Raw genomic sequence first — 21,947 nt, 5'->3', positions numbered from 1 at the left:
GCGCTTGGCCGCCGCCTCCTCGCGGGCCGCGTCCCGGATGCGCTCCGCCTCGGCGCGGGTCTGCTCGGCCTCCTCCATCGCCTCCGCGACGGTGCGCTCCGCCAGGGACTTGGCCGCGTCGGACTCCTCCTGGGCCTCCCTGCGCAGGGTCTGCGCCGCATGCTCGGCCGCCGAACGCAGCCCGGCGATCTCGGCCTCGGCCTCCTCGCGCAGCCCGGCCACCGAGTCGCGCACCTGCTGCGCCGTCTCCTCGGCCGTCGACACCAGCTCCGCCGCCCGGCGCTCGGCCTCCTCCGTCAGCCGCTCCGCCTCGGCCTGCGCCTCCTCGACCCGCTTACGGGCCGAGGCGAGCAACTCCTCGCTCTGCTCCCGGGCCTGGGTGCGCTCCTGGTGCGCCTCCTCACGCGCGGACGCCAGCAGCTCCTCGGCCTCCCGCCGCCGACGGGCCGCCTCTTCCTGCGCCGCTGAAAGGGCCTCGGCCGCCTCGGTGTTGGTGCGCTCGGCCGCCGCGTCCGCCTCCTCGCGCACCCGGTCGGCCGTCGCCTGCGCCTCCTCGCGCAGCCGCTCGGCCTCCGCCGCCGCCTCACTGCGCAGCTGCACGGCCACCGACTCGCCTTCGGCACGCGCCTGCGAGGCGTCCGAAGCGGCCTCGGTACGCAGCCGCTCGGCCTCCTCCTCGGCCTGCTCGCGCAGCACCCGGGCGCGTTCCGACGCCTCCGAACGCAGCCGCTCCGCCTCGCTCCTGGCCTCCTCGCGCAGCCGCTCGGCCTCGGTACGCGCCTCGGTCAGCGACGACTCGGCCGCTGCCAGCTTCTCCTCGGTCTCCTCGCGCAGCCGCTTCAGCTCCGCCTCGGTCTCCGAACGGCGCGCCTGGACGGCCTCCTCGGCCTCCTCGCGCACCCGGCGGCCCGCCTCGTCGGCCTCGGCACGGGTCTGCCCGGCCTGCTCCTCGGCCTGGGTACGCAGCTCCTCCGCCTCGGTGCGGGCCCGCTCCAGCGCCTCCTCGGCCTGCCGACGCAGCGCCGTGGCCCGCTCGATCGCCTCCGTGCGGACGCGCTCGCTCTCGGTGGCCGCCTCGGTACGGGTCTCCTCGGCGTCCGCCTTCGCCTTGGCCAGCAGCTCCTCGGCGCGGCCCGCGGCCTCCTCGATCTGCTGGACGGCGTCCCGGCGGGCCTCGCCGCGGATCTTCTCGCCCTCCTCGACGGCCTCGGCGCGCAGTTGCTCCGCCTCGCCGCGCAGCCGGCGGGCCTCCTCCTGGAGCTCGACCGTCTTGGCCCGGTACTCCTTCGTGTCGTCCTTGGCGGCGCCCTTGAGCTGCTCGGCGACGTCGTGCGCCTCGGCACGCAGCCGGTCGGCCTCCTCCTCGGCCTCCTTGCGGAGCCGCTCGGCCTCCTCGGTGGCGGCCTTCGTGGTGGCCTGCGCCTCCTCCGACGCCTTGTTGAGCACGTCCTCGGCCGTGCGGGCCGCCTCGGCCAGCTGGTTCGCCGACTCCTCCGCCGTGGTCGAGCGGGCCTTCTCGCGGGCCTCGGCGATCATCCGCTCGGCCTCGGCCTTCGCGTCCTCACGCAGCTGCTCGGCCTCGGACTTGAGGGCCTCGGCCTCCTTGGTGGCCTCGCCCACCAGCCGGGCGACCTCGGCCTTGGCGGTGCGGGTGCGCTGCTCGTTGACCGACTCGCAGTCGCTCAGCCGCTTGCCGGCCTCCTCCTCGGCCTCCTGGAGCTTCTCCTCGGCCTGGGCGCGGGCCTCACGCAGGGCGTTGTCCGCCTCACGCATCCGCTCCTCGGCGGCGCGCACCAGCTCGGCCGATTCCCGGCGGCTGGACTCCGCCTCACCGGCGGTGGAGGCACGCAACTGCTCGGCGTGCTCGGTGGCCTCCTGTGCCTGGGCGGAGGCCGCGTTCAGCAGCCGCTCGGCGTCCGCGCGGGCCCTGCGCAGGATGGACTCGGCCTCGGCGCGGGCGCTCTCCGCCTCGGAGGCGAGCCGTCCGCGTGCCTCCTCCGCGAGCCGCTGGGCCTCCTCGCGGGCGCGGGCGAGGGACTGTTCGGCCTCGGCCCGGGTCTCCTCCATGAGCCGGCGCGCCTGCTGTTCGGTGCGGCTGCGCAGCTGTTCGGCCCAGGCGACGTTCTCGTTGACGTGGTTCTCCACGGTCGCGCGGCGTTCCGCGAGCTCGTGGTCCAACTGCTGGCGGCGCCGGACCGCCTCGGTGTGCAGCTCGGATTCCAGCCGCGCCTGCTGCTCGGCCTGTTCCTGGAGCAGCCGCTGGGTCTGCGCCCGCGCCTCGCGCAGCTCGCGTTCGGCGTCGGCGCGCATCTGGTCGGCCTGCATCTGCGCGTTGCGCAGGAGCTGTTCGGCCTGCTGGGAGAGGTTGTCGTAGCCGGCCGGGCGCAGGGCCAGCGCGCGGCGCGCCTCGTGCAGCTTGGCGCGCAGCACTTCGACCTGATAGCCGAGGTCTTCGGCATGCTGGACGGCCTTCTCCCGCTCCTTCTTGAGCCGATCCATCTCGGCCTCGAACTGCGAGAGGTGGTCGTCAGCCTCGTAGCGGTCGTAGCCCCGCACTGCGCGGTCCCATCCGTCCCCTGGTCGTCGTGAAGGTGATCCGAACCCTTCCGCGGACTTGGCAGAAATACCGTCTCCCGGAAATGGTGTCAGATCATCGGCGGAACGTGGACCCAGCCCCCAGCCCGAAGCCCTCACCCAGGTGGGAGGACCCGCCCCGGCCGAAGGGCCACTCTACCGGGCGCGCGAAGCGGACGTCAGTTGTCCGTTGATGCGGGAGGGACGCACGGGACGGACGCCCGGGACGCACGCGGCCGGCGGGGCGCCGGCGCGCCCACGGGGCACCGGTCACCGGGCGCAGCGGCACGGTGACGCTCCCCAAACGGCCCGGACTTCGGCCCCGCAACGGTCCGCACACACGACCGCGCGTGCCGCGCGCGCGGGCCCGTCCGCGCGGCGCGTGCGCACCGGCACGTGCTCAGTCGTGCTCCCCGGGCGGGTGCGGGGCCGCGGTGACGAGTTCGGTGAGGACGCCGTGGCAGTCCTTGGGGTGCAGGAACGTGATGCGGGAGTCCATGCTGCCGCGGCGCGGCTCGTCGTAGAGGACGCGGATGCCCTTGTCCCGGGCGGACTGCGCGTCGGCGTCCACATCGGCCGTGCCGAACGCGATGTGGTGGACCCCCTCGCCGTTCTTGGCCATCCACTTGCCGACGGCCGAGTCCTCCCGGACGGGCTCCATCAGCTGGAGATAGGAGGCGCCCCCGTCGTCCGTGCCGTTGATGCGGAGCATGGCCTCGCGTACGCCCTGTTCCTGGTTGACCTCGGTGTGGAACACCTCGAAGCCGTAGGTGCGCGAGTAGAAGTCGACGGTCGCTTCCAGATCGCGGCAGGCGATCCCGATGTGGTCGATGCGCGTCAGCATGGAGACAGTGCAGCGGTTGAGCATGTGGTTACGCAACGTGCGCACGGTCACACTCTTCGACCGGTGACCGGGCGCCGCAGCGCTCAGTATCTTGGCTGGACCCTCGTTTAACCCTCGTTAACCTCCCGCCGGAAGGGGCCCCACCTCATGACTGGCACGACAGGATCCTCCAGCAGCACCACCTCCGTGATCGTGGCGGGTGCCCGTACGCCCATGGGGCGGCTGCTGGGCTCGCTGAAGCCCTTCTCCGGGGCCGACTTGGGCGGCTTCGCCATCAAGGCCGCGCTGGAGCGGGCCGGTGTGCGCGGGGACCAGGTCGAGTACGTGATCATGGGGCAGGTCCTCCAGGCCGGGGCGGGGCAGATCCCGGCGCGGCAGGCCGCTGTGCGGGCGGGCATCCCGATGACCGTTCCGGCACTGACCGTGAACAAGGTGTGCCTCTCCGGGCTGGACGCCATCGCGCTGGCCGATCAGCTCGTGCGCGCGGGGGAGTTCGACGTCGTCGTCGCGGGCGGCCAGGAGTCGATGACCAACGCGCCGCATCTGCTGCCGAAGTCCCGGCAGGGCCACAAGTACGGCGCCATCGAGATGCTGGACGCCATGGCGTACGACGGGCTGACCGACCCGTTCGAGGGCGTCGCGATGGGCGAGTCGACGGAGAAGCACAACGCACGGCTGGGCATCGGCCGGGCCGAGCAGGACGAGGTCGCCGCGGCCTCGCACCAGCGGGCCGCCGAGGCCCGGCGCAAGGGCCTGTTCGCCGAGGAGATCACCCCGGTGGAGATCCCGCAGCGCAAGGGCGACCCGGTCGTCGTCACCGAGGACGAGGGCATCCGCGCCGACACCACGGCCGAGGGCCTGGCAAAGCTGCGTCCCGCGTTCGCCCCGGACGGGACGATCACGGCCGGTTCGGCCTCGCAGATCTCCGACGGCGCCGCCGCCGTCGTCGTGATGAGCAAGGCGCGCGCCCAGGAACTCGGCCTGGAGTGGATCGCGGAGATCGGTGCGCACGGCAATGTCGCGGGGCCTGACAACTCGCTCCAGTCGCAGCCGTCCAACGCCATCCAGCACGCGCTGAAGAAGGAGGGGCGCGCCGTCGGCGACCTCGATCTCATCGAGATCAACGAGGCGTTCGCCGCCGTGGCCGTCCAGTCGACGAAGGACCTCAGGGTGAGCGCGGAGAAGGTGAACGTGAACGGCGGCGCCATCGCGCTGGGCCACCCCATCGGCATGTCCGGCGCCCGGCTCGTGCTGCACCTCGCCCTGGAGCTGAAGCGGCGCGGCGGCGGTCTGGGTGCGGCGGCGCTGTGCGGCGGCGGTGGCCAGGGCGACGCGCTGATCCTGCGCGTGCCGTAACCGCCGGGTGCCCGGCCCGGCCCGGAGCAGACCCGCGGAAGAGCGCAGAAGACCCGCACAGGACCCGTACAGGACCTGGAGAGGACCCGGAGAGGCGCGCGATGGTGGATGTGGCAGAGCTGGTGGCGGCGGCGCGGGAGGGCAGGCCCCGCGCGGTCGCACGGCTGATCTCGCTGGTGGAGGGGGGCTCCGGGCAGCTGCGCGAGGTGATGGCCGCGCTCGCCCCGCACTGCGGGAACGCCTATGTGGTGGGGCTGACCGGCTCGCCGGGCGTGGGGAAGTCCACGTCCACCTCCGCGCTGGTCAGCGCCTACCGCAAGCAGGGCAGGCGGGTGGGGATCCTCGCCGTCGACCCGTCCTCGCCGTTCTCCGGCGGCGCGCTGCTCGGCGACCGGGTCCGGATGGGTGAACACGCGTCCGATCCGGGGGTCTACATCCGTTCGATGGCCACCCGGGGGCATCTGGGCGGGCTGGCGTGGGCGGCGCCGCAGGCGATCCGGGTGCTGGACGCCGCCGGCTGCGATGTGGTGCTCGTGGAGACGGTCGGCGTCGGCCAGTCCGAGGTGGAGATCGCGGCGCAGGCCGACACCAGCGTGGTGCTGCTGGCTCCCGGGATGGGGGACGGCATCCAGGCGGCGAAGGCCGGGATCCTGGAGATCGGCGATGTGTACGTGGTCAACAAGGCGGACCGGGACGGCGCGGACGCGACGGTGCGGGAGCTGAACCACATGCTCGGCCTGGGTGAGGCCCGGAAGCCGGGGGACTGGCGTCCGCCGGTGGTCAAGAGCGTCGCGGCGCGGGGCGAGGGCGTCGAGGACGTCCTGGCCGCGCTCGACAAGCACCACGGCTGGATGACCGAGCGCGGGGTGCTCGCCGAGCGCCGCGCGGCGCGGGCGGCGAAGGAGATCGAGACGATCGCGGTGACCGCGCTGCGGGAGCGGATGGGCGGGCTGCGCGGCGGCAAGCGGCTGGAGGCGCTGGCCGGGCGGGTGGTGGAGGGGTCGCTGGATCCCTACGCCGCGGCCGACGAACTGGTGGAGGGCGTCACGGAAGGCGGTACGGAAGGCGGTACGGCAGGCGGCACCGGGGGCTGACCGGCAGCGCGGCGTCAACCGAGCCGGAACCGGGGCCCGGGCCGCGGGCCGCCGGGGCCTTGTCGTCCGTGTCCCCGGGTACGCGACGGCCGGCCGGGCGGGGTGCCCCGCCGGGCCTCGTGCTCCGGCACAGCGGTCAGGCGCCTTCCGGCCCGCATCGGCGGACCCCCGGCGCGTCAGTCGTCCGAGCCGTCGTCACCGTCGTGGTCGTCGTGGTCGTCGTGGTCGGCCTGGTCCGTCTCGTGGTGCAGGACCTTGCCCGAGCGGGCGTCGATGTCGATCTCGTGCTCGTTGCCCTGCTTGTCGACGGCGTCGATCTCCCAGCGCCCGTCGCGCTCCAGGTCGGCGGAGGTGACGGTGCCCTTGCTCGCCTCGGCCGCCTTGGCGGCGGCTGCCGCCACATCGATCCTGGCGCCGCGTGCCACGGAGCGGTCGTCGTCCTTGTAGGCGTCGACCCGGTTGTGGACGACCTTGCCCGTGGAGGCGTCGATGTCGACGTCGTGCCAGCGGCCGTTGTCGCCGAGCACATCGGCCTCCCACACCAGCCGATTGCGCTCCGTGTCCAGCTCGATCTCGGTGATCGTGCCGGGCCGGGCCTTGTGCACGGCCTGGACCGCCTCGCGCAGGGAGACCTCGACGGCGCCGGTGTCCTCGCGGCGGTCGTTGCTGTCCCGGCCGTGCTCGTGCCGGCCGTGGTCGTCGCAGTCGTCGTCGTGGTCGCCGCCGGCCTTGTCCTGCTCCGCGTCCTGATCCGCGAGGCGGACGGCGGATCCGGCGGCCGGCTGCGCGGCGTCGTCGCCCGAGCCGCTGCCCGCGACGCCGAAGGCGGTCGCCGTGCCCCCTCCGACGAGTACCGCGGCGGTCAGGGTGGCGATGATGGCCTTGCGCTTCATGGTGTCGACTCCTCGGGATCGTTGGCGTTTCTCGCTGTGATGACTCCACGGTGGCCGACCGTTGCTGAACGTAAGCTGAAGCTACCTGAAGCCCTCTTCAGCCGCGATTTGGCAGGGTGGGCGCATGCGCCTGCTGATCGTGGAGGACGAGCGCCGGCTGGCCCTGTCGCTCGCCAAGGGCCTGACGGCCGAGGGCTTCGCCGTGGATGTCGTGCACGACGGTGCCGAAGGGCTCCACCAGGCGACCGAGAACGACTACGACTTGATCGTTCTCGACATCATGCTGCCGGGGATGAACGGCTACCGGGTCTGCGCGGCGCTGCGGGCCGCCGGCGACGAGACGCCGGTGCTGATGCTCACCGCGAAGGACGGCGAGTACGACGAGGCCGAGGGCCTGGACACCGGGGCCGACGACTACCTCACCAAGCCGTTCTCCTATGTCGTCCTCCTCGCCCGGATCCGTGCGTTGCTGCGCCGCCGCACCCGCGGGGCGCAGCCCGTGCTGCGGGTCGGCGCCCTCACCGTGGAGCCCGCCGTGCGCCGGGTGACGGTCGGCGAGGACGCGGCGGACGAAGTGGAGCTGACCGCCAAGGAGTTCGCGGTCCTGGAGTACCTCGCGGGCCGCGCCGGCGAGGTCGTCTCCAAGTCGGAGATCCTCGCGCACGTCTGGGACTTCGCCTACGAGGGCGACGCCAACATCGTCGAGGTGTACATCAGCGCGCTGCGCCGCAAGCTGGGGGCCGGCTGGATCGTCACCGTGCGCGGTGCCGGCTACCGCCTGACGGACGCGGGGCGCGGCCGTGCGTAGGGGCTCCGTCCGCAGCCGGGCGGCGGCCGGGGCGACCCTGGTGGTGGCCGTCGCGCTGGTGGCGGCCGGTTTCCTCGTCGTCGCGACGCTGCGCGGCCAGCTCGCCGGCACCGCCGAACTCACCGCGGAGAACACGGCGCGCGGCGTCGCGGCCCAACTGAGCGATGTACGCGACGCACAGGTGGGGGACGTGGACGGGCTGGACGGCGACGACCCCGTACAGGTCGTCGACGGCGGGGGCCGGGTGCTCGGCGCCACCGACCCGCTGGACGGCCACGGCCCGATCGCCCACTTCGCCCGCGCGGACCGTCCGGACGACAGCGATCACGACGGCGACCACGACGGTGACGGTGACGACGACGGCGACGACAGAGACAAGGACGGGGACGGGGACGGCGACAAGGACGGTGACCGGGCCGATGTCGACCGCGACAGCGAGACGAAGACGCTGACCCTGCCCGTCGACGACGACGGAGAGGTCACCTACGACAAGGACGACACCGTCGGCCGCCAGGAGTTCCGGGTCGTCGCCGTGCAGAGCCTCACCCGGGACGGCACCCCCGTCACCGTGTACGCCGGGGGCTCGCTGCACGCACAGCAGGAGGCCGTCTCCACCGTCACCCGCTCCATGCTGATCGGGCTGCCCGTGCTGCTGCTCGTCGTCGCGGGCGTGACCTGGCTGGTCACCCGGCGCGCGCTACGGCCGGTGGAGGGCATCCGCCGGGAGATGAGCGCGATCACCGCGAGCACCGATCTCTCCCGCCGGGTGCCCGAGCCCGGCAGCCGGGACGAGGTGGCGCGGCTGGCCCGTACGACGAACGAGACGCTGGCCGCGCTGGAGGGCTCCGTCGAACGGCAGCGGCGCTTCGTGGCCGACGCCTCGCACGAACTGCGCAGCCCCATCGCCTCGTTGCGCACCCAGCTGGAGGTGGCCGCGGCCCATCCCGAACTGCTCGATGTGGACGGCGCGGTGGAGGACACGGTCCGGCTCCAGACCCTGGCGGCGGACCTGTTGCTGCTGGCGCGGCTGGACGCGGGGGAGCGGCCCTCGCCGGCGCGGGTGCAGCCGGCCGCGCTGGTGCGCGAGCAGCTCGCGCAGCGGGTCGGCGATCCCCATCCGGTGCGGGTCGAGGAGCCCCTGGCGCAGGACGAAGTGCGCGGCTCGGCCGGTCAGTTGGCCCGGGTGCTGGGCAATCTGCTGGACAACGCGCAGCGGCACGCCGCCGGTGCCGTCACCGTCGCCGTGCGGGCCGGGGGCGGGGCGCTCACGCTGGAGGTCCGGGACGACGGCGAGGGCGTGCCGGAGGCCGAACGGGAGCGGATCTTCGAGCGGTTCGTCCGGCTGGACGGCGCCCGCACCCGCGACGAGGGCGGCGCCGGGCTGGGCCTGGCCATCGCCCGGGACGTCGCCGAACGCCACGGCGGCAGCCTCACGGCGCGGGCCGCTCCCGAGGGCGGCGCGTGCTTCGTCCTGCGGCTGCCGGTGGCCGCGGCGCAGGACACGGACGGGGAGAGGGACGAGGGCGCGCCCGGCGCGGGCGGGGACACGTCCGGTTCCTGACCGCGTCCCCGGCTCCGGCCCGTCTTTCGCTCCGGTACGTGCCGGGGCGCCGGAGCGCGCAGGCGTGCGCCGGGAGGCGGGAGTTCAGAACCGTCCGCGCTCGTTGTGCAGCTTCTCGGCCACGGGGCGCAGCGTGGCCTCCAGCCGGGCGAGGTCCTCGGGGGAGACGCGGTCGATGAAGTGTCTGCGGACGGAGTCGACGTGGTGCGGGGCGACCTCCTGGAGGGTCTGCCAGCCGTGGTCCGTCAGTACGGCGAACAGGCCGCGCTTGTCCGACTCGCAGCTCTCGCGGCGGACGAGGGCGGCCTTCTCCATGCGGGTGATCTGGTGGGAGAGGCGGCTCTTGGACTGGAGCGTCGCGGCGGCCAGATCGCTCATCCGCATCCGGCTCTCCGGCGATTCCGAGAGGTTCACCAGGATCTCGTAGTCGTTCAGCGTGAGCCCGTAGGGCTGGAGGTCCCGCTCCAGCTGGTAGCTCAGCAGCCGGCTGACCTCCAGGTGGGTCCGCCAGGCGCGCTGCTCGTCGGTGGTGAGCCAACGGGTGCCGTTGTCCGTGTCCATACCGTGAGACTCTACCGAGCCGTCGTACAGGCGTGCTTACCCGGTGTGGTCTCCAGGCGTCAGAGAGTCGTCAGAGACCGAAAGCCGGTGGGCCACGGGCCGAAAGCATACGGTCGCACTGCATAAGCGCCGGGTGAGGAGTGTGCACGCTTCCGTCAGCAGCGCGCGCAGGCTCAGGGGGCTCCCGAGCCCCGACCGTCCGGAAGTCCGTGCGGGGGCGCCGCCGTCGGCCCGCGGTCGCGGTGTCCGGGTCCGCTCACCCGGGGCCGGGCACCCCGGCCTGGTCGGGGACGGCGCCCGCGTTCCGCTCCGCCAGCAGCATCTCCGTGGACTGGATGAGGACGGTGCCCTGCCCCACGAAGTCGAACTGGTGCTCCTCGCCGGAGGCCCCGCCCAGGCCCGTCATCGCACGGATACCGCCCAGCACGCCCTGGAGATAGGCGTGGTCGTAGTGGTGGCACGGCGAGGGGCAGTCCGCCCAGCCGACCAGTGCCTGGGGGTCGACCCGTACGGGCGGTTCCATGAAGTGCACCTCGCCGTTGGAGGCGGCGATGAACTTCCCCGTCCCGATCAGGGTGAGGAAGCCGGGCACGATCGACTGCTTGAGCGAGAGCGAGGGCTCGAAGGCCAGCAGATTCCCGGAGCGGACCGTCAGATTGCCGTCGTCCAGGTCGAAGGAGTTGACGTCGAAGGCCCGGTCGGCGAGCAGCAGCCTGCCCTTCCCCTCGGCGACGACCCAGTCGGCGGCGTGCAGCGGGGAGTGGAAGCTGGCGGCGATCAGATGGTCCAGCGGGCCGTGCCCGATGCCGTGGAAGTCGATCTGCCCGTAGTAGGCGATCATCTTCCCCTTCTGGAGGAACCAGCGGCCGTCCAGATCGACGCTGAACGCGTACGGGTTGACGTTGTCGTTCACCGGCAGGGTGCGCGCGTCGAACACGACGGGCTCGTGCACCGGGCTCTCGCCGCTCACAGTTTCTCCTCGCTCGCCTGCACGAACACCATGCCCTCCCCGGAGAGTTCGAGCTGGAACGCCTCACCCGAGCCCCGGCCGACCAGCTCGCGCCAGCCCAGGGCCGTGGTCAGCTTGTTGCGCACGTCGCCGAAGTGGGCCACGTACGCCTGCGGATCGACGTGCACGGGGCGGCCCGGCGCGATCGGCAGCTGGATGATGCCGCCGTGCGCCATCACGGCGGCCGAACCGTGGCCGCTCAGCGTCGTGGTGAACAGGCCCTGACCGGAGATCTGGCCGCGCACCATGCCGCGCACCCCGCCGTCCCGGCCCAGGAAGAGGGTGCCCTGCTGGAGGCTGCCGTCGAAGGCCAGCAGCCGGTCCGCCTCCACGCACAGGGTCTGGCCGTCGAGTTCGACCACCTCGACGTGGTGCCCGCCGTGGCCGAAGAGCACCGTGCCCTGGCCCTCCACCGTCATCAGCGGCGTCGCCTCGTTGGCGACCCGGCGGCCGATCATGGACATCCAACCGCCCTGCCCGCCCTGGATGCTGGGCGTGAAGCGGACCTCGCCGCGGTAGCCCACCATCGCGCCGCGCTGGCTGAACAGCCGCTCGCCCGGCGCCACCCGGGCCTCGACGAGCTTCGCGGACAGCTCACGGAACGGCATCACAGATCACCTCCCAGCGTGTTCCGCTCGCTCGGCTGCACATAGACGACGCCCTCGCCCTCGAAGCGCACCTGGAAGGACTCGCCCGAGCCCTCGCCCAGCACCGTGCGGAAGTTCACCCCGCTCTGGAAGCTCTGCCGCAGGTCGCCCTGGTGCGCCACATAGGCGCCCGGGTCGACCTGGAGCGGCATGCCGGAGCTGACCCGCAGCAGCACCGCCGGGCCGTCGGACAGCACCGCGGCCAGCCCGGTGCCCTCGACGGTCGTGGTGAACAGGCCGTTGCCCTGGGAGGCGCCGCGCAGCCCGGTGAACGTCGTCCCGGTGCGCAGTCCGCCCTCCGTGCACAGCAGATTGCTCGCCTCGACGTGCAGCTTCTCGCCGTTGAGCCGGACCAGCGAGATGTCCGAGGCGCGGTCGGCGAAGAAACAGGTGCCCTGCCCCTTCACCTGCATGACCTCCATCTGCTCGCCGGTCAGCCGGCGGGTGACCATGCCGCGCAGGCCGTCACCGCCGCCGGTGAGCTTCTTGAACGTCATCTCGCCGTCGTAGGCGACCATCGCGCCGTTCTTCGCCTTGACCACGTCCCCGCCTCCGGCCAGCGTGACGGCGAGGACCTTGGAGCCTTCGAGTCGGAACCGAGCCACGCCCTCGAACCTACCCTGCGGGCCGTGGCGCCCGGCAGGGCTGCCACAATGGCTGCGCTTGTGCTTCCCTTCACAAACGATCAGAGGACACGCCGTGGCCATACTGGAAACGCCGAGCGGCCTGCCGCCCAAGGCGGTTACCGCCCTCCGCCGTCTGCGACTGACCTCCATGCCCGAGGCCGTCTCCTTCATCCTGCTGCTCGTCTGCTCGGTGCTCAAGCGGACCAGCGACTTCAACGCCGTCCCGGTCATGGGCGCCGTGCACGGCGTGCTGTTCATCCTCTATGTCCTGTTCTGGGCGGACGCCTGGAACCGCATCAAGTGGCCTTTCGGACGCGCCGCGTTGTACTTCGTCCTGTCCGTGCTGCCCACCGGCGGCTTCTTCGCGGACCGGATGCTGCGCAAGGAGGAAGAGGCCGGCGTCATCGCGGCCCGCGCCCGCAAGGAACAGGAAGGGACCGTGACCACCGCATGATCGTTGCCTTCTCCGTCACGCCGCTCGGCGTCGGCGAGGACGTGGGGGAGTACGTCGCCGACGCGGTCCGCGTCGTCCGCGAGTCCGGTCTGCCGCACCGCACCGACGCGATGTTCACCTCGCTGGAAGGCGACTGGGACGCGTGCATGGACGTCGTCCGCCGCGCCGTCGCCGCCGTCGAGGCCCGGGCGCCCCGTGTCTCCCTGGTGCTCAAGGCCGACATCCGCCCCGGCGTCACCGACGGCCTGACCTCGAAGGTCGAGACCGTCGAACGCCACCTCGCCGAGGGCTGAGGAGCGCCCCGGCCCGGGGGCGGCGGCCCCGGGCCGGGGCGCTCCGGGGCCGGGCCGGGCGGGTGCGCTGCCCGGGTTCCGGGACGGGGATGACCACCATGTGACCTCCCGGTAGGGTCGGCGGCGTGCCGAAGCCGCTCAGCCTGTCGTTCGATCCCATCGCCCGTGCCGACGAGCACTGGAGGCAGCGATGGGGCGCCGTGCCCTCCATGGCCGCCATCACCTCGATCATGCGCGCACAGCAGATCCTGCTCTCCGAGGTCGACGCCGTCGTCAAGCCCTACGGGCTGACCTTCGCGCGGTACGAGGCGCTCGTGCTGCTCACCTTCTCCCGCTCCGGCGAGCTGCCCATGTCCAAGATCGGCGAGCGGCTGATGGTCCACCCCACCTCGGTCACCAACACCGTCGACCGGCTGCGCAGCGCGGGCTTCGTCACCAAGCGCCCGAACCCGAACGACGGCCGGGGCACGCTGGCCGCGATCACCCCGAAGGGGCGCGAGGTCTGCGAGGCGGCCGGCAAGGACCTGATGGCCATGGACTTCGGCCTCGGCGCCTACGACGACGAGACGCTGGATGAGATCTTCCGGCTGCTGCGCCCCCTGCGGGTGGCGGCGGGCGACTTCACCGAGGACGCCGGGGAGCAGCCGCAGCCCCCGCAGCGGCCCGAGGAGTAGCCCGCCCGCCCCGTGCCCGACCGCCCGCACGCCCCTGTGCGGCCCGTCCGCCGCTCCCGCGCCGAGGGCAGGGGCGCGGGAAGATCGCCCGGAAGGGACGGTTACGCTCGATTCCATGAAACGAAGCGTGCTGACCCGCTACCGCGTCATGGCCTACGTCACCGCCGTCCTCCTCGTCCTGCTGACCCTCGGGGTGATCGGCAAGTACCTGCTGGACCTGGACGCCGCGGCGAGCTTCACCACCGTGGTCGGTATCGCACACGGCTGGCTCTACATCGTCTATCTGGTCTGCGCCTTCGACCTCGGCCAGAAGGCCAGGTGGCCGGTCGGCAAGCAGCTGTGGGTGCTGGTGGCCGGCACCATCCCGACCGCCGCCTTCTTCGTCGAGCGCAAGGTCTCGCGCGAGCTGGCCCCGCAGGTCGAGTCCGCGGCGGCCCCGGTCGGCGCCTGACCGGACGGCACGCCCGCCCGCACTCCCGCACTCTCACGTTTCGTACGACGCCCTCACCGCGCCCCCCTGGCGCGCGGTGAGGGCGTCGTGTTTTCTCCGGGTGCCGGTGCCGGTGCCGGTGCCGGTGCCGGTGCCGGTGTCTCCCGCAGCGGTTCAGGCGCGGGTCCCGGTGGGGGTCTGCCGCCCGTCGCCATCGACAAGTAGTTTGACGTCCTAGTAAATTCGCCGGTATGGATGCTGACGCCATTGCACAGGGCCGCCGCCGCTGGCAGGAGCGGTACGACGCAGCGCGCAAGCGCGAAGCGGACTTCACCACGCTCAGCGGTGACCCCGTCGAGCCGGTGTACGGCCCCCGTCCCGGAGACACCGTGGAGGGATTCGAGCGCATCGGCTGGCCCGGGGAGTTCCCGTTCACCCGCGGGCTCCACCCCACCGGCTACCGGGGGCGGACCTGGACCATCCGCCAGTTCGCCGGGTTCGGCAACGCCGAGCAGACGAACGAGCGGTACAAGATGATCCTCCAGGCCGGCGGCGGGGGGCTCTCCGTGGCCTTCGACATGCCGACCCTGATGGGGCGGGACTCCGACGACCCCCGCTCGCTGGGCGAGGTCGGGCACTGCGGCGTCGCCATCGACTCGGCCGCCGACATGGAGGTCCTCTTCTCCGGCATCCCGCTGGGCGAGGTGACCACCTCGATGACCATCTCCGGGCCCGCCGTCCCGGTCTTCTGCATGTACCTGGTGGCCGCCGAGCGGCAGGGCGTCGACCCGGCCGTGCTCAACGGCACCCTCCAGACCGACATCTTCAAGGAGTACATCGCGCAGAAGGAGTGGCTCTTCCAGCCGGAACCGCATCTGCGGCTGATCGGCGATCTGATGGAGCACTGCGCGCACGGCATCCCCGCCTACAAGCCGCTGTCCGTCTCCGGCTACCACATCCGGGAGGCCGGGGCGACGGCCGCGCAGGAGCTGGCCTACACGCTGGCGGACGGCTTCGGGTACGTGGAGCTGGGGCTCTCCCGGGGGCTGGACGTCAACACCTTCGCGCCCGGGCTGTCGTTCTTCTTCGACGCGCACCTCGACTTCTTCGAGGAGATCGCCAAGTTCCGTGCCGCGCGCCGCATCTGGGCCCGCTGGATGCGCGACGTCTACGGGGCGACCAGCGAGAAGGCCCAGTGGCTGCGCTTCCACACCCAGACCGCCGGGGTCTCGCTCACCGCGCAGCAGCCCTACAACAACGTGGTGCGCACCGCCATAGAGGCGCTCTCCGCCGTGCTCGGCGGCACCAACTCGCTGCACACCAACGCGCTGGACGAGACGCTGGCGCTGCCCAGCGAGCAGGCCGCGGAGATCGCGCTGCGCACCCAGCAGGTGCTCATGGAGGAGACGGGCGTCACCAACGTCGCCGATCCGCTGGGCGGGTCGTGGTACGTGGAGGCGCTCACCGACCGCATCGAGGCGGATGCGGAGAAGATCTTCGAGGAGATAAAGGAGCGCGGCCGGCGGGCCGTTCCCGACGAGCGCCACCCCGTGGGCCCGATCACCTCCGGCATCCTGCGGGGAATCGAGGACGGCTGGTTCACCGGGGAGATCGCCGAATCGGCCTTCCGGTACCAGCGGGCGCTGGAGAAGAACGACAAGAAGGTCGTCGGCGTCAACTGCCACACCTCGACGGTCTCCGGCGAACTGGAGATCCTGCGGGTCAGCCACGAGGTCGAGCGCGAGCAGGTGGCCGCGCTGACGGCGCGGAAGGCCGCCCGGGACGACGCGGCCGTGCGGCGGGCGCTGGACGCGCTGGTGGCCTCGGCGCGGAGCGAGGGCAACATGATCGAGCCCATGCTCGACGCGGTGCGCGCCGAGGCCACGCTCGGCGAGATCTGCGGGGTGCTGCGCGACGAGTGGGGCGTCTACACCGAGCCTCCCGTCTTCTGAGACCGGTGGCGTGCCCGGGCTCCCCGGGCGTCCCCCCGCCGCCCTCCCGGGGTGTTCAGGGCCGTTCGGGCGCCGAGGCGGCGGCCAGGCCGTCCAGCAGGAGGGTGGTGAACCGGCGGGTCCAGGCGGCGTCCACCGCGGCGTCGCTGACGAGCGAGCGGTGGACGACGGCGCCCGCGATCACGTCGAAGATGAGGTCGACGACGCGGGCGCTCTCCGCCTCCGAACCCGGCGCGTCGGGCGGCAGTTCGCCCCGGCTCTGGGCCCGCGCCCGGCCGTCCAGCACCAGCCGCTTCTGCCGTTCGACGATCGCCTCGCGCACCCGGGCGCGCAGCCCGTCGTCGCAGGTGGATTCGGCGATGACGGCCATCAGGGAGGTCTTGGTCTCGGGCCGTTGCAGCAGTGCGGCGAACGAGAGCACGACGCCTTCGACGTCGGCGCGCAGGCTGCCCCCGTCGGGGAGTTCGAGTTCGTCGAAGAGGGCGGCGACGGCGTCCAGCACCAGTTCGCTCTTGCTCGTCCAGCGCCGGTAGAGCGTCGTCTTGGCGACGCCGGCGCGGGTCGCCACCCGGCTCATCGTCAGCCGGTTCCAGCCGACTTCGACGAGGGTGGCCCGGGTGGCGTGCAGGATCGCGCGGTCGGCCGCCGCGCTGCGCGGCCGGCCGCGGCGGTGTGCCGAGGGGCCGCCCGCGGCGCCGGGTGAGGGCCCGTCCGGGGGAGGTGTGGGCGCTGAAGGGGCAGCCATGGCGCAGACCATACCGGCGGGTACGAAGCGCACCAGTGAGGTGGATCACCGGTACCGGGACGCCGGACGGTCTTGCGGCGGGCCGCCGGTGGAGAGTTACGCTACGGGTCGTAGCGGAATGACCGTGGCGCCGTGCGTCCGGACCGCTGCACGGTGCGACAACCACACGCCGCCGGGTGGGGACCCGGCGGTCACTGCACACGCGAGCGCGCGGAGGGGGGAGACTGGTCCCATGCAGCCACGCAACATGTCCATGAGCGGAGTGGTCGACCTCGCCGCGGTGAAAGCGGCCACGGAGGCCAAGCAGAAGGCGGAGCAGGCCAGGACCGCGTCCGCCGAGGGCGGCGGCCCCGCCGCACCCCAGAGCCTGGTGATCGATGTCGACGAGGCCGGTTTCGAGGCGGATGTGCTCCAGCGCTCCGCCGAGGTCCCGGTCGTCATCGACTTCTGGGCGGAGTGGTGCGAGCCGTGCAAGCAGCTCTCACCGGTGCTGGAGCGGATCACGCGCGAGTACGCCGGCCGCCTCCTGCTGGCGAAGATCGACGTCGACAAGAACCAGATGCTGATGCAGCAGTTCGGCGTCCAGGGCATCCCGGCGGTCTTCGCCGTCGTCGCCGGCCAGGCGCTGCCGCTGTTCCAGGGCGCCGCTCCCGAGCAGCAGATCCGGGCCACGCTCGATCAGTTGGTGCAGGTCGCCGAGCAGCGTTTCGGTATCACCGGTCTCCAGGGCGTCCCGGAGGAGGGCGCCGAGGAGCCCGCGGCCGAGCCGGAGGCGCCGGAGGACCCGGTGCTGGCCGCCGCCCAGCAGGCGCTCGACTCGGGCGATCTGCCCGGCGCGATCCAGGCGTACCGCAACAAGCTGGCGGACGAACCGGCCAATGTGGAGGCCAAGGTCGGCCTCGCGATGGCCGAACTCCTGGGCCGGGTGCAGGACATGGACGCGCGCCAGGTCCGCAAGGACGCGGCGGACCGGCCGGACGACGTCCCGGCGCAGCTCAAGGTCGCGGACCTGGACATGGCGGGCGGCCATGTCGAGGACGCCTTCGGGCGGCTGGTCGACGTGGTGCGGCGCACCGCGGGCGAGGACCGGGACGCGGCACGGCTGCGGCTGCTGGAGCTGTTCGAGGTGATCGGCGCCGAGGATCCGCGGGTCGTGAGCGCCCGTGCCGCCCTGGCCCGTGCGTTGTTCTGAGCGTGCCGAGCGTGCCGGATGCGCCGGATGCGCCGGACGCTCCGAACACCGCGGATACTTCGGGGATTCCGAGGAGCCCGAGGGTTCGGGGAGCTTCGGGGGCCGTGAGGTGCCGTGCGGCCGAGAGGCCGGGTGCTGACCAGCCCGTTCCGGGGGTCACCCCGCGGTACGGGGGCAGCCGCCACCTATGGATTTAGCGACAACGGCGACCGCGCTTTACCAAAACTTGGTACGCGCGGTCGCCGTTACTCGTAGTAAGGACTTCTCGGTTCTTCCTCCTGCGATGTCCTGTTCACCCCTCGATTTCACCCCCTGTGGCGACGACCCTGCGTCGTCGGGACCGCCGCCGGAACGGCGTCGCGGTTACCCAGCCGTTACTCGTAAGTAACGAACCCCCTTGTGCACGGGCCCCAGATGCACCACGATCGGCCAGGCTCGGTCCATTGCCCGCAGCCCGGCATCCATTCGGCGCCCCGCGGCCCTGGGTCCCCACCGAGCAGGCCGGTGCGCCGCACCATCCCGCAACGCTCCGTGCTGCCGCCGGTCTTGAGGACAGGGGGGTCTCCGCTCCACGGCGGAGCCTGTCCGCACAAAAGCAAGGTTGCGCGAGAGCGTGGCCCGTGGTTGTCGCTCGGGGGTGATCGCCGGCGGCCCGGACGTGACGTGAGGAAGGACGGCACAGCCGGGCGGACGGCGCTCTCTTTCCGAGGACGTAGCACTTCTCCCTCCCCAGCCCCGTGCCGGGAGGTACCCCCACGGCGGGGAGCCGGGTACGCAGCGGCTCTCCACGCCGGAGATGTACGTCCGAGAAGGAGGAAATTCATGGAGTCCCTGGCGCGTGGTGGGACCAGATGGAAGCGGTTCGCCGTCGTCATGGTGCCGAGCGTGGCCGCGACGGCCGCGATAGGCGTCGCGCTCTCGCAGGGCGCACTGGCGGCGTCGTTCAGCGTCTCCGGCCAGCAGTTCAAGGTCACCGCCGACAAGCTGGACGGGCAGGGCTTCGTCCAGTACGGAGCGGTGGACACCAACAAGTCGGGCCAGAAGCCCGTCGCCGTCGTCGGGATGAACTCGGCGAAGATCTCGAACCTGTGCCAGTCCGTCGTCGTTCCCGTCCCCGTCTTCGGTGACGTGTCGATGAAGCTGACAGCGGGCGGCAGCGGCAGCCCGCGCGTCGAGGCGAAGAAGCTCTACATCGACGCCGACGATCTGCACACCAACGCGACGTTCAACAAGATCGACATCGGCGTCTCGGCGGACAAGACCACCAAGGGTCCCGGTCCGCACAACGGCGACAAGTACCTGAAGGACTCCTTCGCCCAGCAGGCGGAGAGCGTCGCCTTCGAGGACGTCAAGCAGCGGGCGTGGGCCACGACGGCCGGCACGTTCAAGCTCAGCGGCCTGCACATGGCCGTCAAGAAGGGCAAGCACGAGTGCTACTGACGCCCTGACCCCCGGGCACGGAACGCCGCAGGCGTGTGCGCGCACGCGTGTTCCGTGCCCGCGCGGGTCCGCTCCACCTGAAGCAAGTTGTGTGCCAGTCCCGAGGAGCCGTACCCATGAGCGCCGACACCCGACAGAGGCTGACGTCCGGATTCGGCCAGAAGCGCAGTTCGTTCCGGGACTGGCGCGGACAGCGCCCGTTCTGGGGCGGGATGCTGACGCTGCTGGCGGGCATCCCGATCATGTACATCCCTTACCAGAACCTCACCCTGGGCTCGTTGACGATCCGTATGTCGACGACCGCGGGCGCCGGTTCGCTGATCATCGGCGTCCTGCTGGTGGTTCTCGGGCTGACCATGTGGTTCCAGCCGCAGTCGCGGGTGTTCGCCGGGATCGCGGCGATCCTGCTCTCGCTGGTCTCCCTCGTCGTCTCCAACATCGGCGCGTTCCTGATCGGTTTCCTCCTCGGGCTGATAGGCGGCGCGCTCGGCGTCTCCTGGGCGCCGGGCGGACCTGTCGCGCGCCGGGCGGAACGGGTCGACGGCGCCACGGACACGACCGGTGCGGCCGGAACCGCCGGTTCCGCCGGCGCGGTCGGTGTCGCGGACCGCGCGGCCGACGACCCGGCGGACGCGGAGACCGGGACCCGGGCAGGCGCCCCCCATGGCCGGCCGGACACAGCACTCTCCCCGGCGGCACCCGGCGACGGGGCCGACGGGGCTCACGACAAGGACGGGAACGGGAGGCACCGTGCCGGGTGACGAGGTCCAGGAGGAGGCGGCCGCGCCGAAGGCCCGGGGGAGAACCGGTCCGCGGCACGCGGCCCCCAGGAAGCCGCTGCTGACCCGGCTGCACGTACCGGCAGGCAAGGCCGTCGCCATCGCGGCGATGCCCTCGGCCGTACTGATGGGCATGGGGCTCACCCCGCAGCTCGCCAACGCCAAGCCGCTGCCCAAGAACCCTTTCAAGGGCGACGCCTGCGTCTCCGCGCCCGACAAGGAGGAGACGCAGGAGGAGGCCGAGCAGCGCAAGGAGCGGGCCGAGAAGCTCAAGCGGGACCTCGCCCGGGAGAAGGCCGAGGAGGACGCCCGCAAGGACGACGGCGGCCACGGCGACGGCGGGTCCGGCGGGGACTCCTCGAAGCCGTCCGACGGCCCGTCCTCCGACGCACCCTCGGCTCCGTCCGGCGGGGGCTCCTCGAAGCCGTCCGACGAGCCCTCGTCCGAGCCGTCCGGTGACACCGGCTCGGGGTCCGGTTCCGACGAGGACGACGACGGGGACGGCGGGGACGACGGCAAGAAGAACCCCTGGTACGACCCGCTCGGTGTCGGCGACAAGCTGGAGAAGGTCTTCAAGCCCGGCGAGAAGCCGGACGAGGACGCCCCGCCGAAGGACGAGGAGTCCGCCGACCCGTCGCCGTCCGCGAGCCCGGACGAGGACTCCGGGAAGTCGGACGGGAAGCAGGACGACGGCGCGAAGAGCGGCGCGGGCAGGGCCACCGGCACACGCGACGGGGACACCGGCGGCTCCGGCAGCTCGGACAAGAACGCCGGCAAGTCCTCCGACAAGGACGCCGGGAAGGCCGGGGACGAGTCCGCCGACGAGCCGGGCGGGGACAAGAAGAAGGAGCAGGAGTCCGAGGACGACGACGGCTCCGACCGCCCCGGCGTCTCCGAGAAGGACGGCACGGCGCCCGACTACGACCCGGCCAAGGACGCCGGCAAGCCCTTCCCCTGCCCGGAGAAGACGGACGTGGAGGGCAAGGGCGAGCAGACGCCCGCCCCGGTGCCCAACCAGCCCTGGCAGCTGGACGCTTCCTCGCTCACCCTGCGCGGCCTCGACTACGAGGGCGTCGTCAACATCACCATGCCGAACGGCAAGACCAAGCAGGCCCTGAAGTTCACCGCCGACGAGCTGGACATCGGCGATCTGCACCAGACGGTCGCGGGCCCCCACGGGACGACCTACCACGTGCAGGCGGCCGAGGGCTCGACCTCCACCATCCGCGGCGGCAAGGTCACCATGTACACCGAGGAGCTGAAGGGCAATCTCTTCGGCCTCATCCCGATCACCTTCAGCCCGGACACGCCGCCCCCGATCAATGTGCCCTTCGCCTACTTCACCAAGGTGAAGGTCAAGCAGGCCGGCCAGTTCGGCGGCAACCTCACCATCCCCGGCCTCCACCAGTGGGTGGACAAGTAACCCGAAGCCCTTTCCCCAACCCCCCACCGTCGAGGCCCGCACGTTCCCCGTGTGCGGGCCTCGACGCATGCCGCACCGCCTGCCGTCCGCGTTCCCGTCCCCTCATCGCGAGGCGACGGCCCGGCGGACGCGCGTCAACGGCCGGGCTCACCGCCCCGGTTGCACGAAGGACGCGACACGGGCGTCCAGCCACGCGTGGCCCGCCCAGGCCAGCAGCGCCACGGTGAGGCAGGCGACCGCGGCCGGCACCGCCGTCCGTGCGGCCCTCCCGGCCCGGCCGCTCAACAGGGCACCGGTCAGCCGCCAGGCCACCAGCGTGAGCACGGGCGTCCCGAACAGCAGGAGGGGCAACTCCCCGTACAGCAGGCTCAGATCCCGTTCGCCCTCGAAGCCGCCCCGCAGGCCCGGCCCCGCCCCCGACCGCCACACACCGAACCCGACCGCCGCGGCGACGACGGCCGTCAGGCAGCCGACGACGCCGCTCGCCCTGTCCCGCTCCCTCATGCCCGCTACGGACGCGTCCCGGCCGGTCCGGGTTCCCGTCACGCCGCCGTCCTCCGCGAGGCGGACGCGGCAGGCCGTGGGCGCTCGG

22 protein-coding genes are annotated in these 21,947 nt (G+C 72.4%); 13 read left to right on the top strand and 9 right to left on the bottom strand.

Features of this window, described 5'->3' with window-relative positions; translation table 11 throughout:
- Together scy and mce are read right to left on the bottom strand one after the other, a co-directional pair.
- The coding region (gene scy / locus SCA03_RS30360; protein ID WP_308698418.1) for a polarized growth protein Scy at positions 1–2,556 on the bottom strand (2,556 nt) is incomplete at its 3' end.
- Positions 2,557–2,974: 418 nt separating this feature from the next.
- The gene (gene mce, locus SCA03_RS30355; protein WP_030885525.1) at positions 2,975–3,418 is read right to left on the bottom strand and encodes a methylmalonyl-CoA epimerase; all 444 of its coding nucleotides are present in this window, start codon (positions 3,416–3,418) and stop codon (positions 2,975–2,977) included.
- A 147-nt stretch (positions 3,419–3,565) separates the two neighbouring features.
- Between mce and SCA03_RS30350 the strand changes: the two genes are divergently transcribed.
- Both SCA03_RS30350 and meaB read left to right on the top strand, forming a co-directional pair.
- Positions 3,566–4,774: an acetyl-CoA C-acetyltransferase gene (locus SCA03_RS30350; RefSeq protein ID WP_086816974.1), complete on the top strand. Its 1,209-nt coding sequence runs from the start codon at positions 3,566–3,568 to the stop codon at positions 4,772–4,774.
- A gap of 101 nt (positions 4,775–4,875) precedes the next feature.
- Entirely contained in the window at positions 4,876–5,868 is a 993-nt protein-coding gene (meaB, locus tag SCA03_RS30345; protein ID WP_086816976.1) for a methylmalonyl Co-A mutase-associated GTPase MeaB, read from the top strand.
- A 176-nt stretch (positions 5,869–6,044) separates the two neighbouring features.
- Here the strand turns inward: meaB and SCA03_RS30340 are convergent, their stop codons facing one another.
- Positions 6,045–6,761, bottom strand: coding sequence for a PepSY domain-containing protein (locus SCA03_RS30340; protein ID WP_086816978.1), 717 nt, complete (start codon positions 6,759–6,761; stop codon positions 6,045–6,047).
- A gap of 124 nt (positions 6,762–6,885) precedes the next feature.
- On the opposite strand from SCA03_RS30340, the gene SCA03_RS30335 reads away from it, so the two are divergent.
- Both SCA03_RS30335 and SCA03_RS30330 read left to right on the top strand, forming a co-directional pair.
- Positions 6,886–7,569, top strand: a complete 684-nt coding sequence (locus tag SCA03_RS30335) for a response regulator transcription factor (protein ID WP_086816980.1) — start codon at positions 6,886–6,888, stop codon at positions 7,567–7,569.
- Positions 7,562–9,130, top strand: a complete 1,569-nt coding sequence (locus SCA03_RS30330) for a sensor histidine kinase (protein ID WP_086816982.1) — start codon at positions 7,562–7,564, stop codon at positions 9,128–9,130. Before SCA03_RS30335 ends, SCA03_RS30330 begins: the two co-directional genes overlap by 8 nt.
- A gap of 84 nt (positions 9,131–9,214) precedes the next feature.
- On the opposite strand, the gene SCA03_RS30325 is transcribed toward SCA03_RS30330, so the two are convergent.
- The 4 genes from SCA03_RS30325 to SCA03_RS30310 form a co-directional block, all read right to left on the bottom strand.
- Entirely contained in the window at positions 9,215–9,691 is a 477-nt protein-coding gene (locus SCA03_RS30325; protein WP_030885543.1) for a MarR family winged helix-turn-helix transcriptional regulator, read from the bottom strand.
- A gap of 256 nt (positions 9,692–9,947) precedes the next feature.
- Positions 9,948–10,661 (bottom strand): AIM24 family protein, encoded by a 714-nt coding sequence (locus tag SCA03_RS30320; protein WP_030885546.1) that lies wholly within the window; start codon positions 10,659–10,661, stop codon positions 9,948–9,950.
- The gene (locus SCA03_RS30315; RefSeq protein ID WP_030885549.1) at positions 10,658–11,308 is read right to left on the bottom strand and encodes an AIM24 family protein; all 651 of its coding nucleotides are present in this window, start codon (positions 11,306–11,308) and stop codon (positions 10,658–10,660) included. The genes SCA03_RS30320 and SCA03_RS30315 overlap by 4 nt, the downstream gene beginning before the upstream one ends.
- On the bottom strand, positions 11,308–11,952 hold the full coding sequence (locus tag SCA03_RS30310) for an AIM24 family protein (protein WP_030885552.1): 645 nt from the start codon (positions 11,950–11,952) through the stop codon (positions 11,308–11,310). Before SCA03_RS30310 ends, SCA03_RS30315 begins: the two co-directional genes overlap by 1 nt.
- A gap of 94 nt (positions 11,953–12,046) precedes the next feature.
- On the opposite strand from SCA03_RS30310, the gene SCA03_RS30305 reads away from it, so the two are divergent.
- From SCA03_RS30305 to icmA, 5 genes are all read left to right on the top strand, one after another.
- Complete coding sequence (locus SCA03_RS30305; RefSeq protein ID WP_078873651.1) at positions 12,047–12,427, top strand: DUF3817 domain-containing protein; 381 nt, start codon at positions 12,047–12,049, stop codon at positions 12,425–12,427.
- On the top strand, positions 12,424–12,720 hold the full coding sequence (locus tag SCA03_RS30300) for an MTH1187 family thiamine-binding protein (RefSeq protein ID WP_030885557.1): 297 nt from the start codon (positions 12,424–12,426) through the stop codon (positions 12,718–12,720). Before SCA03_RS30305 ends, SCA03_RS30300 begins: the two co-directional genes overlap by 4 nt.
- Positions 12,721–12,845: 125 nt before the next feature.
- The gene (locus SCA03_RS30295) at positions 12,846–13,394 is read left to right on the top strand and encodes a MarR family winged helix-turn-helix transcriptional regulator (protein WP_086815094.1); all 549 of its coding nucleotides are present in this window, start codon (positions 12,846–12,848) and stop codon (positions 13,392–13,394) included.
- Between the two features lie 115 nt (positions 13,395–13,509).
- Complete coding sequence (locus tag SCA03_RS30290; protein ID WP_030885563.1) at positions 13,510–13,845, top strand: DUF3817 domain-containing protein; 336 nt, start codon at positions 13,510–13,512, stop codon at positions 13,843–13,845.
- A gap of 230 nt (positions 13,846–14,075) precedes the next feature.
- A complete protein-coding gene (gene icmA, locus SCA03_RS30285; RefSeq protein ID WP_030885565.1) occupies positions 14,076–15,776 on the top strand; it encodes a coenzyme B12-dependent isobutyryl-CoA mutase large subunit in 1,701 nt (566 codons plus the stop codon).
- A 55-nt stretch (positions 15,777–15,831) separates the two neighbouring features.
- Here icmA and SCA03_RS30280 read toward each other — a convergent pair whose 3' ends face one another.
- Positions 15,832–16,521 (bottom strand): TetR/AcrR family transcriptional regulator, encoded by a 690-nt coding sequence (locus tag SCA03_RS30280; protein ID WP_230989010.1) that lies wholly within the window; start codon positions 16,519–16,521, stop codon positions 15,832–15,834.
- Between the two features lie 232 nt (positions 16,522–16,753).
- Between SCA03_RS30280 and SCA03_RS30275 the strand changes: the two genes are divergently transcribed.
- From SCA03_RS30275 to SCA03_RS30255, 4 genes are all read left to right on the top strand, one after another.
- Entirely contained in the window at positions 16,754–17,713 is a 960-nt protein-coding gene (locus SCA03_RS30275) for a tetratricopeptide repeat protein (protein WP_030885569.1), read from the top strand.
- An 822-nt stretch (positions 17,714–18,535) separates the two neighbouring features.
- Positions 18,536–19,153 (top strand): DUF6230 family protein, encoded by a 618-nt coding sequence (locus tag SCA03_RS30265; RefSeq protein WP_030885571.1) that lies wholly within the window; start codon positions 18,536–18,538, stop codon positions 19,151–19,153.
- A 116-nt stretch (positions 19,154–19,269) separates the two neighbouring features.
- On the top strand, positions 19,270–19,914 hold the full coding sequence (locus SCA03_RS30260) for a DUF6114 domain-containing protein (RefSeq protein ID WP_030885574.1): 645 nt from the start codon (positions 19,270–19,272) through the stop codon (positions 19,912–19,914).
- On the top strand, positions 19,904–21,355 hold the full coding sequence (locus tag SCA03_RS30255; RefSeq protein WP_086815093.1) for a hypothetical protein: 1,452 nt from the start codon (positions 19,904–19,906) through the stop codon (positions 21,353–21,355). The genes SCA03_RS30260 and SCA03_RS30255 overlap by 11 nt, the downstream gene beginning before the upstream one ends.
- Positions 21,356–21,502: 147 nt before the next feature.
- Here SCA03_RS30255 and SCA03_RS30250 read toward each other — a convergent pair whose 3' ends face one another.
- Positions 21,503–21,901 carry a hypothetical protein gene (locus tag SCA03_RS30250; RefSeq protein WP_230989009.1) on the bottom strand — a complete coding sequence of 133 codons (399 nt, stop codon included), beginning with the start codon at positions 21,899–21,901 and terminating at the stop codon, positions 21,503–21,505.
- Positions 21,902–21,947 lie beyond the last annotated feature (46 nt).

Source organism: Streptomyces cacaoi, from assembly GCF_006539165.1.
Classification (GTDB): Bacteria; Actinomycetota; Actinomycetes; order Streptomycetales; family Streptomycetaceae; genus Streptomyces; species Streptomyces cacaoi.
Note: the sequence above shows the minus strand (reverse complement) of the source record. Positions and strands in the feature narration are given on the sequence as shown.